10 protein-coding genes are annotated in these 15558 nt (G+C 41.3%); 5 read left to right on the forward strand and 5 right to left on the reverse strand.

Going from position 1 to position 15558, the window contains the following annotated elements; genetic code table 11:
* Positions 1–382 precede the first annotated feature (382 nt).
* A complete protein-coding gene (locus VK664_RS04480) occupies positions 383–796 on the reverse strand; it encodes a sigma-70 family RNA polymerase sigma factor (protein WP_461397415.1) in 414 nt (137 codons plus the stop codon).
* Between the two features lie 372 nt (positions 797–1168).
* On the opposite strand from VK664_RS04480, the gene VK664_RS04485 reads away from it, so the two are divergent.
* The 5 genes from VK664_RS04485 to VK664_RS04505 all read left to right on the forward strand — a co-directional run bounded on the left by VK664_RS04485 (position 1169) and on the right by VK664_RS04505 (position 8746).
* Complete coding sequence (locus tag VK664_RS04485; protein WP_461397416.1) at positions 1169–2494, forward strand: aspartate aminotransferase family protein; 1326 nt, start codon at positions 1169–1171, stop codon at positions 2492–2494.
* A gap of 47 nt (positions 2495–2541) precedes the next feature.
* Positions 2542–4206: a hypothetical protein gene (locus tag VK664_RS04490; RefSeq protein WP_461397417.1), complete on the forward strand. Its 1665-nt coding sequence runs from the start codon at positions 2542–2544 to the stop codon at positions 4204–4206.
* A gap of 8 nt (positions 4207–4214) precedes the next feature.
* The gene (locus VK664_RS04495; protein WP_461397418.1) at positions 4215–5621 is read left to right on the forward strand and encodes a hypothetical protein; all 1407 of its coding nucleotides are present in this window, start codon (positions 4215–4217) and stop codon (positions 5619–5621) included.
* A gap of 238 nt (positions 5622–5859) precedes the next feature.
* The gene (locus VK664_RS04500; protein ID WP_461397419.1) at positions 5860–7347 is read left to right on the forward strand and encodes a N,N-dimethylformamidase beta subunit family domain-containing protein; all 1488 of its coding nucleotides are present in this window, start codon (positions 5860–5862) and stop codon (positions 7345–7347) included.
* A gap of 70 nt (positions 7348–7417) precedes the next feature.
* Positions 7418–8746: a glycoside hydrolase family 2 TIM barrel-domain containing protein gene (locus tag VK664_RS04505; protein WP_461397420.1), complete on the forward strand. Its 1329-nt coding sequence runs from the start codon at positions 7418–7420 to the stop codon at positions 8744–8746.
* Here the strand turns inward: VK664_RS04505 and VK664_RS04510 are convergent, their stop codons facing one another.
* The 4 genes from VK664_RS04510 to VK664_RS04525 are packed head-to-tail and all read right to left on the reverse strand — an operon-like array spanning position 8747 to position 15555.
* The gene (locus tag VK664_RS04510) at positions 8747–9817 is read right to left on the reverse strand and encodes an amidohydrolase family protein (RefSeq protein ID WP_461397421.1); all 1071 of its coding nucleotides are present in this window, start codon (positions 9815–9817) and stop codon (positions 8747–8749) included.
* A gap of 22 nt (positions 9818–9839) precedes the next feature.
* The gene (locus VK664_RS04515; RefSeq protein ID WP_461397422.1) at positions 9840–11543 is read right to left on the reverse strand and encodes an apiosidase-like domain-containing protein; all 1704 of its coding nucleotides are present in this window, start codon (positions 11541–11543) and stop codon (positions 9840–9842) included.
* Positions 11544–11551: 8 nt separating this feature from the next.
* On the reverse strand, positions 11552–13885 hold the full coding sequence (locus VK664_RS04520) for an ankyrin repeat domain-containing protein (protein WP_461397423.1): 2334 nt from the start codon (positions 13883–13885) through the stop codon (positions 11552–11554).
* A 38-nt stretch (positions 13886–13923) separates the two neighbouring features.
* Positions 13924–15555 (reverse strand): glycoside hydrolase family 28 protein, encoded by a 1632-nt coding sequence (locus tag VK664_RS04525; RefSeq protein ID WP_461397424.1) that lies wholly within the window; start codon positions 15553–15555, stop codon positions 13924–13926.
* Positions 15556–15558: the final 3 nt, after the last annotated feature.

Below are 15558 nucleotides of genomic sequence, written 5' to 3' on the forward strand. Positions count from 1 at the left end.
AAAGTTTATTAAATCGGAACCGATAGCTTTCGCGGGCGTAGGTTCCAGTACTTTGGACAGCGGGAAATGGACCAACATTTCCCGTTTTTTATTTTAGCATTTTAGTAATGGATGTTTTATTTTATCTTTTATTCTATCATACGGATTGCCAGTTCTACAAAGGTTTCTGCCCGGAATACCAGGCGATCTTCCATCCAGGCTGTTTCAACCAGCAGGCTGCCCTTCGGATTAATGACCGCTGTGGACACCTGGAAAATCCGTTGGCTTTTATTCTGATCAACCTTACCGGAATTATTATCACTCTTGCCCGATTCTAACGTATTTGAATAGACGACGATCTTCTCGTTAGGTTTTGTTAGAATGGTCGACTGTTTTTCATTTTTTATTTCCTTTGTGGAAGTTGTTGTATAGCCTGATCCATTTCCCTGATCATTTCCGAAGTAATATAAAGCTGTTCCGGATCAGGTGCAGAACTGGCAATGGCAAGATTGTCTTCGGCAAACAATGTGGTTATTTCCCGTTTTTGGTGGGCAAGGTAATTCAGGGAATGATTACGGACACAGGTATAAAGGTAAACGGTGAGATTGTTGATGGTGTCCAGTTTTCGTCGCATATGCCAAACCTGCAGGAAAACATCAGACACTATCTCCTCGACCGCCGGTTTATATTTCACGAAAGAACCGGCAAACTTGAGAAGCGGTGTAATATAGATACGATACAAGCGCAGATAGGCCGTTTGATCGTCCGATAAAGCAATCAGCTGTTGAAGTTCCGTAACTTCTTTAGAATCTATCATGATCTTTTGCAGACCCTTTTATAATAGCGGGTGACATGCAACGCCATAGATACTTCAGCGAAATATATATTTTTTTCTACTGGTATATTTTTTCTACTGGAAAAATCCTTGTTGCTACATCCTTCTAGTATGGGCACGCAAAGGACTTTTGTTTTAAGATAAACATCAAGAGTTTCCGATTATGAAATTGTTATATCTGCAGTCTCAACAAAATATCTTTTTGCATTCCAATTTCACCTTGAATGTTCAGCAGTCAGTCCCGAAATTTAACCGGTATTGCAATTGGAATTATTAATTTAAGAAAGATCGTTTGTTTACAAATAAAGCCGTTAATTTGTAAACATAATTGCATTTATAGATAAAAAAAGCAACATGATTATCAGAGAAAATCCGGGATTATTTGAGAAGGTTTTAGCGGAAGGGGAACGTTATATCGCCGGCGGAGTGGTTTCATTGAATCGGAAAGTAAATCCGGCAATTGTATTTAAAGAAGGAAAAGGAAGTAAAATTTATGATATCAACGGTAAGGAATATATTGATTATCATGCGGCTTTCGCTCCTTATTTGCTTGGACATAATCATCCGGGTGTAAATAATTCGGTGATCCAGGTAATTACTGATCAGCTGTCCCTGATAGGAAGCGGAACCAATGAGCTGGAGATCCGGTTAGCAAAGTTGCTTTGTGAACTTATTCCGTCCCTGGAGCTGGTACAAATTACAAACACAGGCAGCGAAGCTACGGCCCATGCTATCCGTTTGAGCCGGGCTTATACAGGCAGGGAACATATAATTCTGATGGTGGGTGGATACAATGGCTGGCACAATGATGTGGCCAGGGCGGTAATGCCTTCCATTTCACAGTTAGGACCCCGTGTATCTCCGGGTGAATATCAATTTATCCCCTCTTCTGCAGGTATTCCGGAAGCTGTAAAAAAGCAGGTGCACTGCGTTAATTTTAATGATCTCGCTTCGGTAGAATACATACTGCAAAAATATCCTGTTGCCTGCCTGCTAACTGAACCGGTATTGCAAAACGTTGGAGTGATTTTACCAGAGCCTGGTTATTTAAAAGGCCTCGTGGATCTTTGTGACAAATACGGAACAGTATGCATTTTTGATGAAGTTAAAACCGGATTTCGTTCGGCCCTGGGCGGTTACCAACAAATCGCCGGAGTTACTCCTCATTTGTCAGTTTTCGGAAAGGCAGTGGCAAACGGCTATCCACTCGGTATAATCGGAGGTAAAAGAGAGATCATGGAATTATTTGATGCATCAGATCCATCCAAAAAAGTATTGATAGCCGGAACTTACAATGCTCATCCGATCAATACTGCAGCAGCGATAGCAACACTGGAAATTCTTAAGGATCCTGGTGTTTATGACCATATTTCCAATATGTGTAACCTGCTATATGAAGGACTGGAATCGCTTTTTAATGAAAAAGGCATACCAGCGGTGATTGCAAGAAATGCTTCGGCTTCCTGCACTTATTTTTGCGGGGAAGCGCCTAAAGATGTACACGATATTTTAAATACGCATGATTTTGATTTCGATCTGCGGTACCGCAGGGCTCTTATAGATAAAGGAATTTATCTGATACCACTTGCCTGCAAACAAAGTTCGGTAAGTCACGCTCATAGCGAGGAAGATATTTATCATACGCTTGATATAAATAAACAGGTACTCGACAAACTGTAGTGTATACCCTGGTATGTTTTAACCATATAACAATCATTTTGAAAAAAATGCGCAAATTATTCATTCCATCTTTAGCCGGGTTGTTGTTTATTACAGCATGTTCTGAAACGAATTCAACTTATCAGGGTTTAACAGCGGATATGCTGGGCACTAAAACTGACACAGTGCTTCAGGATAGTATAATCTATCATAAAGTAAGAGTCGATGAAAACGGGTATATTCTTCCCTGGTATTCTGCAGACCTTGGTCAGTCGTACGACCTGGTACTGGACCGTGTTTGGAATTTCTGGAAAAATATGGAGATCGATTCCAATGGTGAGAAATATTATATGAATCACCAGGTGTGGAGGCCCAATCATGATAAAAGAGGACTTGGAGGTGACCAGCTCATGATGGCGCTTTCTTCCTGGAATTTATATTATAATTATACCGGTGATGAGTCGTTGATAGAGAATATGAAGTATATGGCAGATTATTATCTCGCTCATTCTCTTTCCTCCCCGGATAGTAAATGGCCAAATCTACCCTATCCTTATAACATGGTGATTCATTCCGGTGTTTATGATGGTGACATGATCCTTGGAAAAGATTATTTGCAACCAGATAAGGCAGGTTCTTTTGGATACGAACTGGTCACATTATATAAAAAGACCGGCGATGAGAAATATCTTGATGCCGCTATAAAAATTGCCAATACCTTGGCCGATAGTGTAAAGCCCGGTGACGTGGATAATTCACCCTGGCCATTTAAAGTGAATGCAAAAACCGGTGAAACCGGGATTTTGATAAACCATGAGGTCTGGTACGAAGGCATGGATAAGGACTTGAAAAATACTAAAAAGGAAACCAAAAAATCAAGTTATACTACCTTCTGGACCGGCACACTGGGCCTGTTCTCAGAGCTAATACAACTTAAAAAAGGAAATGCCGGAGCTTATCAGAAAGCATTCGATCTTACCATAAACTGGTTAAAAGAATATCCTTCAAAAAATAATAAATGGGGACCTTTTTTTGAAGATGTACCGAGATGGTCCGACACTCAAATAAATGCAATAACGTATGCCATGTTTATCATGGAACATCCGGAACTGGATCCGAACTGGAAAGAGTCTGTTAATAATATTTTTAAATGGGTTTACTCTGAGCTGGGAAATAAGCAATACCTGAAATATGGAATTATCTGTATCGACGAACAAACTGCTTACCGTGTTCCTGGAAATAGTCATTCGTCCCGCCAGGCATCTATGGATTTGCTCTACTGGGAAAAGACAGGCGATACTACCTATGCCCGCAACGCAATACGCCAGTTAAACTGGGCTACCTATATGGTAGATAACGATGGCAAAAATTTCTATCCAACCAATGATATATGGATGACAGACGGATATGGAGATTATTCGCGTCATTATTTGCGTGCTATGGCCGCGGCTCCTCAACTGGCACCTGAAAATGAGGACCACCTGTTGCGCAGTTCGTCAACCGTTAAAAAAATCGTGTACGAACCAGCGCAGATCTCTTACACCATTTTTGATTCAGTTTCTGATGATCTCCTGAAACTTACAGCAAAACCAAAAAGTATAAAAGTCAATGGAAAATTACTCAGTGAAGTGAGTGATACAAGTGCTGTTGGCTGGACCTGGCTATCGATGAATAAAGGCGGAGTATTAAAAATCAAACAAACAACAGGAAATGAGATCGAAATCATTAAATAGTATCTGATTTGAGAACAGGCAAAATAATTGCTCTATTATTCTTTTACATATTTGGTGTAGCTGTTGAAGTTTTGGCGCAACCGATAAAAGTTCATCCTGATAATTTCAGGTATTTTACTGATGGTTCAGGGAAAGCGATCGTACTAACGGGTTCGCATACCTGGATGAGGAAACCAGTAAAAAAACAATGGATGCCTGATGGATGGGATCTTCAAAAGTTTTCGCGATACCTTGATTTTGTTGAATACTGGAACCTCAACTATGTTCGGTTGTGGATGTGGGAACAACCCGGTCAAACGGATATCTGGCTCAAAAACGCTGAAGGAAAATATGATCTGAATAAACTCAATCCTGCGTATTTCGAAATGGTCCGTTCATTTACTTCAGAAGCAGCATCAAGAGGTATTTATGTTGGAGTAATGTTGTTCCAGGGATGGAGCGGAACCTGTGATGCATCTAGAGAAGACTGGATAAGACATCCGATGTATAAGCTCAATAATGTTAACGGTGTGGATGGAGATCCGGATACAATCGGATATGGCAATAAAGTACACTCTCTCGAAAATAGTAAAATCGTTAAGTTCCATGAAGCCTATGTTAGAAAAATGATTGATGTTTTAAATGAATATGATAATATAATCTGGGAGATTGGGAATGAAACGATAGAGAGCAGTATTCCCTGGAAAGCACATCTGGTTAAATTTATCAGGAATTACGAAAAGCAAAAACCGAAAAAACATCTTATTCTTGATGGTACGGGAAATGGTGTGGGAAATAATTCAATCTGGATCACAGACGCAGATACATTCAGTCCCTGCGTTATCACAAAATGGGGGTCATTGGAAGATCCTTATATTGGAAACCCTCCCATCCCATCCGACAGCCTTCATAAGCCGATAGTACTTGACAATGATCATCTGGGAAATCACTTTTTAAGATATACTGCAATTAACCAGCGCAACTGGACTTTCAAATCCTTTACAAGAGGAAATCATCCGATACATATGGATTCTTATGATGTGCATTGGGACAGAGCTGATCCAACACCCAATCATCCCCTTAAAGGAGTGGCAACAAATCCTCATTATGATCCGCAGCGCAAAAGCCTTGGTGATGTTCAGCGATATGCAAAGATGATGGACCTTGTGAACATGACACCGACTTCAGATTCGTTGGTATGTTCTACCGGTTTTTGCCTTGTTAACAATGGCAAAGAATATCTGGCTTATCAGCCTGCAACCAACGGTACTATCAGTATCAGGCTTCCTGCCGGTAAATATGAGGTAACAAGTTTTGATGCAGCAGATAATTCCAACGATAAACAATTTATAAACTGGCAGGGCGGCTTCAAAAAATTTGAAAAACCAACACATGTTAATGAGGACTGGCTGCTTTATATAAAAATCAAACAATAATAGCTGTCAGGTATAGCTCAACCCGCCTGCCATCATGCCTGGTAAACCGCATACGCCGGATATTTTCCTGCACATATCCTGCAAAGACGCATAGCAGACATCATCAAAAAAGTATGAGGAATATCCGGAGATTAAAACTTTCGGAATTGTTATTCTGTTTACATTTTATGGCTATAATTGTAAACGAATAAACCAAGCAATTACAAAAGCTTCCAATAACATCTTAAATACATATAATATGGCAAGAAAATTCCGCGAAATCACTGCAGGAATTATACTGTTGATGGTATTCAATATTGCATCAGCTCAAAGAAGCGCAATTGTTCTGGAGAATCAGAAAGAAGGAACAACCGATTGGTTAATTACAAACGTTAAAAAGCGGGAGTGTGAATATCCGGACAACCAATGGTGCAGGCGCCCGGCTGTTGAAGGATATGTCTCTCACCAGAGTATTCTCGCCGGTGAAAAACTGAAGATTTTTGTAAGTACCAATCCTGTTTCCGAGTTTAAGATGGACATATACCGGTTAGGATATTATGGAGGAAAGGGTGGTAGAAAAATGTTGTCGGTCGGAAAATTAAAAGGTGTTACCCAGGCAGAACCTAAACCAGATCCTGTCACCAATCTTTTCGAATGTGGCTGGAAAGAAAGCTATTCATTCACCATTCCTAAAGACTGGATGAGTGGTGTATATATCGGGAAGATTACGACGCTGAAAGATTCTTCACAGACTTATGTGATTTTTATAGTGAAAGATAAAAGAAAGGTTGATTTTCTTTTCCAGTGCTCGGATATGACCTGGCTTGCGTATAACCGCTGGCCATACTGGAATTCCCTGTACGACCTGGAGCATAAGGCATGGAATAATAAGCCTGGTACCATTGTTAGTTTCAACCGTCCGTATGGGATATTTATAAATAATCTTCCTTCTGATTTTAATCCATATTCTTTGGGTGCGGGCGAATTTTTATTATGGGAATATCCGCTCAGCTACTGGATGGAGAAAGAAGGTTATGACGTAAGTTATATTTCGAATACGGATACCCACGCCGATGGAGAGGGTCTGAATCGCGCAAAGGGCTTTCTTTCTGTGGGCCATGATGAATACTGGTCGCAGGAAATGTTTGACAACCTGATAAAAGCAAGAGATAAAGGATTAAACCTGCTTTTCTTTTCAGGTAATTCCATCAGCGGTCGATTACCGCTTACGCCATCTGTTGACGGTACGCCAAATAAAGTAATGGGACCAAAAACCATGTTTAAAAATGAAGAAGAACTAATGGGTTCTACTTCTTACGGTGTAGGCTATGCGCCTTTCGTTTGTAAGGTTCCTGACCATTGGCTTTTTGAAGGAACAGGTATGAAAATGAACGATACGATTCCGGATCTGATAGGTTGGGAATACCACGGTTACCCGCTTAAAAATGATCCATCGCTGGTGGTGCTGGCCACTTCCGATTCTTTTAATGCCAGCTGCTGTCATGGCGATAGCAGAAAACCGTACGCTGTAACAATTTATGATGGCCCGAAAAATAATATCGTTTTCAATGCTGCAAGTTGTTTCTGGAGCATGCCATTGGCCAAAACACCGTCTTATCAGAATCCGGTTAATAACAGCGGATCATTGGTTTACAAAGAGATCGATTTCGCAAAAGGGGATGAAAGAGTGAGGCAGATGACGAAGAACCTCTTCAAGCGTGTGCTCAAAGGAGGCGAGAAAAAATAAATGTGTGCAATTCATTCTAACACAACTATTTTATTCTATCACAACTATCATAACATAAATCTTTAAAAATATGCCGGCTGCATTATCTGCTTTCAATCGAAAGCACAACAGATACCCAGGTAAACTGACAATAAAATCATTCTTTATTGCACAGTTAATGATGGTTTTCATTTCAGGTATGCAGCCGCTTTATGCCCAGGCGGTGATAATAAAGAAAGGAAACGCTTTTGAACTAAATGTGAATGGTACAAAAACCTTTATTAAAGGAGCCGTTGCGTATGAGTATATTGATAAGATAAAGAAATATGGCGGGAATGCAATCAGGATTCCCTGCAAAGCAGAGCAGATAGCAAAGGCCGGCGAGGAAGGTTTGATGGCTATGGTAGGGCTTCCTTTCGAATCTGAACGAAATGGATTTGATTATAATGATAAGACAGCGGTTCAACGGCAACTTGAAAATGTGCTGGCATTGGTAAAGCAATTCAAAAATAATCCGGCAATTCAATTTTGGGCCGTTGGAAATGAACTGGATTTTATTCCACCCGATAATGCTTGCAATCCTGCTGTATGGGATGCTGTGAACTCGGCTGCAAAAGCAATAAAAGCTATTGATCCGAACCGGTTGGTTCTAACGGTTATCGGTACCGGCAGGATGTATAAACTGGCAGATATTATTAAAAGGTGTCCGGACCTGGACCTTTTAGGTCTTAATACATATAAGGATATTTACGGCCTGGCTGATACGCTGGGAAAATGGGGATGGAACAAACCCTACGTGATTGCCGAATGGGGGCCCAGTGGTTATTGGGAAGTAAGGAAAACGCCCTGGAAAGCGCCTTTCGAGCAGACTGCTGCGGAAAAAGCTGTTGTCTATAAAGATAAATATGAAAAAGTTATTCTCGCCAATGAAGGGCAATGCCTGGGTTCATTTGTTTTTTACTGGTCAGGGCATAAACAGGAAACGACACATACCTGGTTTAATATGTTCGATTCCAAAGGAAATGAAACGCCTGTGGTTGATGTAATGCAGTATCTGTGGGCAGGCAAGTGGCCATCCAACCGGGCACCTGTAACCGACTCCATAAGTATTGACGGAAAAAGCAAATATCAAATTCACCGTTTGAGTCCTTCATCGTCCTATACAGTACAGGCATTTGCCTCGGATCCTGACAAAGATATATTACAATTCACTTGGGAGATAAGACCAGAGGCTCAGTATGCATCATATGCAGGTCAGGGAGAAAAGGAGCCGCAGCCAATAGCAGGGCTCACGGATAAAAAAGGAAATAAAATTCAATTTACCACACCGCCCACAAAAGGTGCATACAGGTTATTCGTTTACGTGACCGACAAGTACAATCACTCTTCTTCTGCTAACACTCCTTTTTATGTGGAATAATTATAATTTTATTTTAAACCACCGAATGGCATTAAGCCTGTAAATTTTATCAACGACTGTCCTGGGCAACCGAAGTCCTTTGAATGCTCCTTCAACCTGAACAGATTCCATCTTGTTGCCGGTAACAAAATAGTTCCAGTCGCTGAACCATGTCTGGTGCCAATAATTTCTGGAAGCTGCTGTATCAGAAACCGAATTATTAAGATCGGTTCCGTAGATCAGTCTGTCCTGATATTTTATGACAAAATTTCTTACTTTTTCATAGTTCGTGATCGATTGGTATTGAAGATGTCCTATACGGGCGGCCATGTCAACAGCCATGTTTGGAAATTTGTCTAAACGTTTGGCCAGTTCATCTATGTTCCATTCAAGGCTACCCAGATGCGCACCTACAAAACGGAGTGTAGGATGTTTTTCAAGAAAGTGGTCACGGGCATTGATTAATTGTTCATACGAAGGATATTCCGGATGAAGATACATATGATATTGGGGGTGACTTTTATAATAGCTCTGATCATTTTTGACAGTCATTTTTTCCAAAGGCAGCCAGCAGTTCTTTGGTTCACCGGAATGGGCCAATAAGGTTTTATCTTCTTTAATAAGATAATTAATAACTGAATCAAACTTCGGATCGTCAATCAAAATAAATCTGCCAGAAGCATCCTTATAATACATGCCTATGTTCTTCCAGATTTTAATTCCTAAAGCGCCGTTATAAATGGATTTCCGGATACCTGCAATGGTTTCATTTGTCCATTGCGGCGAGTTTTGATTTTTGAGACTAAAAGCACTCAGGAACCTGACCCTATCAGGAAATTTACTGATATGAAACAGCGCGAGCCGCTGTTGTTCGGCAAGCTCAGGTTCGCCAGGTGAATCAAGATTCACATCCAATAAAAGAAAATTATCTTCTTTTGCTTTTTCTGAAAAAACGAGACTCTCTGTTCGGAAATGTGTATGAGCATCAATTTTTAAAACGGAAGTATAATCTTCCGGTTTATAATAGACGTCATCGAATGAACAGACCGTACAAAAAACTAAAAAAGATAAAAATTGGTATCTTGTCTTCAAAGCGTAATTTTTTATACACAATTTATTTCTTCCGGATATACAAAACCCAATCTTTATAATCGAGGGTACCAGGATAACCACCTGGTGCAGCAAAAAACCGGGCAGCACCCCCTTTCACTGTTTTCACCTCATTTGATTTTCCTGTTCCCGGGTTAAACCAGTAGTATTCAAAATTGTCAGATTCGGAAGAAGGCCGAAGATCAACTTTCAACGTACCGCCCCAACGCATATACACCACATATTCCTTACCCGGAATAGCCGTACAATATTTATCAGGATATTCTAACACAAGTTCGGGATGAGGACTCATTTGCCACCATTTTATTTTCCGGAAAAACCCCGAGAAATGACCCATGGATACAGCCCCTTCATAATCCATTGTGTTTCGTTCAAATCCTTTTTCCATAGGCCATGTTCCTCCGCCACCGGAAGATTCCGGTACATTGGCCAGCCAAACATGTCCGCCTCCGTATGTATGCCCGGCTGCACCGGACAACATAGCCGACCATGCGGCAAAGCGTATGTCCATTCCCGTTGGGTTACCCTCAATGAACTCATACCATGGTTCAGTGACTACAACCGGTTTGGAAGGCTTTTCCGAATAAGACTGGCTGATTACATCAGGGATCATTTCATTTGCCATTTTTCCGTGGCCAACCTGGGTCTGATTATAATCAAGCCAGGGTTCCTTGTGAAGAACTTCCGCTGTTGACCACTGTTGAGCATCCATTCCTCCACTCCAGTTCGGCGGCGTGTTATGAGCTCCGACTATTCTGTTATAAGGATCCTCGGTTTTTATCATCTGCCCCACAGATTTCCAGAATGGCAGACCCATGCCTCCATAATTGTCGAGATTGTATTCTCCGGCTATCACCCAAACCACGTTATAAGCACCCAGGCGATGCACCAGGTAGCGCCACCACCGTTTCATCTTTTCCTCACCTGCAGTAAGATTTAAGTTTTTCCGGCTCCACCAGCCATGCACCCACACAGTGATTCCTTTGCTATTGGCATAGGAGATCATGCTATCTACTTTCTGCAGAAGTGCGATGTCCGGGATAGTATAAGTTTCATCAAGAATAGAAGGATCCTTTCCCCAGCCATTGGCTGCAACGAAAAGCTGACCAATGGTAAATCCTTTCGCGGCACGATCATCTACCATTGTTTTATAAGTAGACAACTTTATACTTCGTTTTGTCCAGTTCCACCATGTATCACCTACCCATAAAAACGGAGTGTTGTCTGTATATTGGAAAAAATGGCCCGCCTGTGGTCCTTCGTGCATAACCTGTACAAAACCATGGCGCGTGGGGTTCTGGTCTTTTTCATTGTTCTGCCAGTCAGTTACTATCAGCTTACCTTTCTTATTATTCAATCCCTTGTCTGCAGATGAAGTCTTGTATTCCCAGGTTCCACTTTTAGGAGGAGCAAAACGAAGTTTCCAATCCTGTCCTCCATCCCAGAATCCAAAAATATCGATGCTTTCTCCCGCAGCATCGCCATCAATACCAGTGAAATTGATTTTCACCAGACCTTCTTTTGTAATTGGTATCTGCACATAAGGGTTCGCGGTACGATTAGCAGCTTTGAGCTTCAATTCGAATACTTCCCATGTTCGCAGGTTTTGTTGTGCTATTGAATTCAATGTAAAAAATATTGAAAACATTAATACCAGACTTTTTACCTGCCAACCTATAAAGGATCTTTTATTCATGTAATTCTTCATTAATTCGTTTATTTTGATATTTCTGCTTCTTTCTCCATCAGGAGCTTAACGATTTCCTTGTGCCCGTTGTCTCTTGCCCGGTCTATAGCTCTGAAGCCATCGCCATCCCGGTAAAATATGTCAGCGTTTTTTCTTAGTAGTTCTTTTACTTTGGTTGTCTCTCCCATCCATGCTGCTTTTAAAAGCGCTGCTCCATATTTTCGGACCTCATTTGAATCGTTTGCGGCAGTTGTATTCCCGGAGTCAGCATTCTTTGGTCCTTTTCCCTGGAGAATGGCGACTACTTCGTTAAGTTTCCGGTTGCCGGCAAGATCGTCTGCGGTATTTCCGTTCTGGTCTTTTAATCTGGTATTTGCTCCTGCATTTACCAAAGCCAACACTATTGATTTAAATCCCATTTCCGAAGCATAGTGTAATGCGGTTCTATTCCGGTTATCAATCGCATTAATGTTAGCTTTTGATTCAATTAATATTTTAACTACTCCGTCGGAAACTTTTAACATGTCTGTCATTCGTCCGTAACCCTGCCTGGCTGCCCAGTGCAGACAAGTCATACCTGCACTGTCCCTGGCTTCGATATCCACGCCGGCTTTTATTAAATCCCTGATGCGGTTAAAGCTTTCGGCTTCTTGCTGACGCCATGCTGTATGAGCATTCATAACGGCGATATGCAGGGGTGTCTGTCCGTCTTTTGTCCGAACATTGATATCAGGTCCCGCATTTAATACCAGTTTGAAAACATCATACTTTGTAGTTGCAGGTGTTCCATCATTCTGCTGGGGAGTTCCAACAAAAGTTCCGGCTGCCATGTGTAAAGGCGTCCATCCGTCTTTTGCAGGTTTGTTTAAGTTGGCCCCGTTTTCCAGTAATGATTTAACTTCCCTGCTTCTGCCATTCAGAATCGCTTTATGCAAGGGCGTCCATCCATTTGCATCTTCTTCTAAATTACTAAAATCACCAATCTTTTTATTTTTTGAAGCTATAGGTATTTGCCAGGCTGCCGGCCATGGTGAAATCTTTGTGGATGCCAGTAATTTATTTTCACCGTTGAGCGTAATTATGCTCTGAGGCGGTAATGTGACGATAATGGTCTGTTTTTTCAGGGAACCTTTTAGTTCACATTTTTCTTTATCTGTAGAACGGTACCAGTTAAAAGTTTCTGGTATATTTTTACCATCAACCTGAACATTAACTTTCATTTCCTGATCGCCGCGGTTAATCAGTACCATTGTTACGGTACCCTGCTCATTGTGTTTAAAAGCTGAGACAAGGATATCTTTATCTGAAGATTCGCCTTCTATCCGCAAGGCTCCGGGACGAACATACCGATAGAAATGTTTTGCTGCAAAATATTTAGGCGATGTTTTTGCACCATCCATAATCGCATACTCACTGTTTGGTTCAGCAATTTGCCAATACACCCATGCACTCATATTACCGCCAACCAGGTAGTCGTACATATCTGTAGCCATTTTCATCGCCCCTGGCCAGTTCATGTGGTGCCCGGAAGTTTCAGTCATCCAGGTTTGGCGATTATATTTTTTTGTTGAATCCGCCCATCTTCGTACTGTTTCAAACCCTTCCTGACGGTGAGTGGCAAAACCTCCGTTGAAATTTTTCGTTTCCGGATCCGCCATGGTAGGGCCAATGTATGCCAGCATACGACTCAAAAACATCATATCCTCTGGTAAAAGTATCCGGGTGTTAATATTCTCTTTCTTAAATTTATGCATCAGGGCCCTTACCGCCTCTCTGGCCTGCTCCGGCAAATAAATACAGGACTTATAAGGTTCAATAAACAACAATTCATTTTGAATTGCTACTGCACCGATATCGATCCCCCAATTCTGCTTGCAGGCAATTATAAGCGCAGCCATATTTTCAGCATACTCATCGTACATATCGGCTCTTAGTGCTCCTCCCTGTGTGGTTGACCGATGCGTTTTCATAAATTCCGGTGGGGACCAGGTTGAAAATATAAACTTTTCCAATCCCCGCTTTTTGAATTCAAGCGCAATATCCATACGACGCTTCAGGAAAGGCATGTTGAAACCACTCCAGTTAAAATGATCCGGATCCGAATCATCATTTACAGCCTCGAGTTCCTGCGGAAATGACATACGCAGTATACTCATTCCTAAATCATTTACCGCAAGATCATAAAGCTTAGGGTCATTGAAGAAGGCGGGTGGATTAACGTAATCTATGATGCAGCCACCAAACCCCTCAATGGTCTGAAAGGTTTTTTCGGTATTAACCGTTACCTGTACGTTATGATGCTCCTGCGCAGATGCTGAAACTGACGCAAAACAGATGCTTATACTGATGAAAAAAACTTTCATTCATTGTTCCTTTATACGTTGTGGAGATTCCGCTTACCTTAAATATTATTCATCACCTTCCGGAGTTCCTGACTACTGTAGGTTATTGGTTCTTTCGCTCTCTTGACATTATTAAACCTAAGGCTGATGTCATTACTTTCTTTTCCTTCCAGGTGAATAAAAACATTAGTTCCTTCCGTAGCACGTGAATCCCTGATAGTACCATCCTGCACATTATTCATTAGAATGGCCGGATCCTTAGCGTCTTTAATTCCCTGCCGTCCTGAAAAAGAACATATTTCAAAATCAGCAACATCTTTTAATGATAAAGCACTTTTCCATTTTTTCTCTACTTCATCCTCCCACTTTACGGAAAGATTATCGATCTTCAAACCATTGATTCCCTCTATCTGTAACGAATGAGAAGCACGTTTGTCTTTCGAGTTTTCCGGATGCATAAATATCTGCACGTTCGAGAGCCGTATATTTTCAAGTGGCTGATCAGCGTGACCGGTCATGGTACTGGTGCCTCTAACATGAGCTATGATGTTTTCAACAACGATGTTTTTTATTATTCCAAGTCTGGAAGATTTGGTTCTTTTTATAAGCAGGAACTTTGCCATCTCTGAGTTTCCCCACCAGTTCCAGTGCCGGCGGCTTGTTTCAATAGTAAGATTGCTGAAAATGACATCGCTTACTGTAGCACCGTCCTGTACAGTTATACCGAACCCTTTATTGGAATTGCGGATAACACAATTATTAAATAATACATGCCGGATATCTGCTTCTGTTTCCGTGCCGATCATCAGGGCTGCTGATGACGATGTTAGAATACAGTTGGTAACGGTAACGTTTTCAACCGGGTTGGCTTTTTTGCCATTACGCGCTATTGCTTTTAGTACGATTGCATCATCAGCAGTTACAATTACCGAATCGGAAATGGTAACATTACTTGATGAGCAAATATCAATGCCATCTGCATTAACTCCTTTTTCAAGGTCAGAATAAATATATACTCCTCTTACAAACACCCTGTTACAATCATTTAACCGAACGGTCCATAATGGAGAATTCAATATGCTTATATCACTTAGAAGAAAATCAGTACAATCATTTATCACAAACATAAATGCGTTAAGTGCAGTGGTTTTGCGATAATACCTGCGCATATCCACACCTGCTGCTCTTGCGAGCTCTATCTCTTTGCTGATATCTACATCGAGACCTTTCATCTCAGTGTAATCATATTGAGCCAATCCATCCAAAACACCTTTTCCAGTTACTGCAATATTTTTGGCGTTTTGTGCAAAGATCATTGAACGCTGTCCCTGACGGTAGTCCTCTTTTAATTGACTTAAGTACAAGGTTGCTCCTGCTTCAATATTCAGTGTGATATTGTCTTTCAACTCTATTGTGCCAACCGTATACTCGCCAGGTGGAACATTGATTATACCGCCACCACGCAATGATCCGGCCGCGATAGCATCTTTGAATGCCTTTGTTGCATTATCAGCACGTTTTCCGGTTGCCCCGTAACTTTTCACATTAATAATATGATCCTCCTTATTCGTGTCAGCAATTTGTGCCCTAGCCGGGATGGCTGTGGCAGAAAGCAGGCAGGTGCCAAACAATGCAGTGCCTTTGCTGATCATTGAACGACGTGTAGAAAGATTCGAACGTTCATCAGACATTAA

The organism is Flavitalea sp., assembly GCF_035489435.1.
Lineage (GTDB): Bacteria > Bacteroidota > Bacteroidia > Chitinophagales > Chitinophagaceae > DATHKG01.

Coding starts and splice junctions, on each gene's coding strand:
- VK664_RS04480 (WP_461397415.1), bottom strand. CDS start 796: ATGATAGATTCTAAAGAAGTTACGGAACTTCAACAGCTGATTGCTTTA.
- VK664_RS04485 (WP_461397416.1), top strand. CDS start 1,169: ATGATTATCAGAGAAAATCCGGGATTATTTGAGAAGGTTTTAGCGGAA.
- VK664_RS04490 (WP_461397417.1), top strand. CDS start 2,542: ATGCGCAAATTATTCATTCCATCTTTAGCCGGGTTGTTGTTTATTACA.
- VK664_RS04500 (WP_461397419.1), top strand. CDS start 5,860: ATGGCAAGAAAATTCCGCGAAATCACTGCAGGAATTATACTGTTGATG.
- VK664_RS04505 (WP_461397420.1), top strand. CDS start 7,418: ATGCCGGCTGCATTATCTGCTTTCAATCGAAAGCACAACAGATACCCA.
- VK664_RS04515 (WP_461397422.1), bottom strand. CDS start 11,543: ATGAAGAATTACATGAATAAAAGATCCTTTATAGGTTGGCAGGTAAAA.
- VK664_RS04520 (WP_461397423.1), bottom strand. CDS start 13,885: ATGAAAGTTTTTTTCATCAGTATAAGCATCTGTTTTGCGTCAGTTTCA.
- VK664_RS04525 (WP_461397424.1), bottom strand. CDS start 15,555: ATGTCTGATGAACGTTCGAATCTTTCTACACGTCGTTCAATGATCAGC.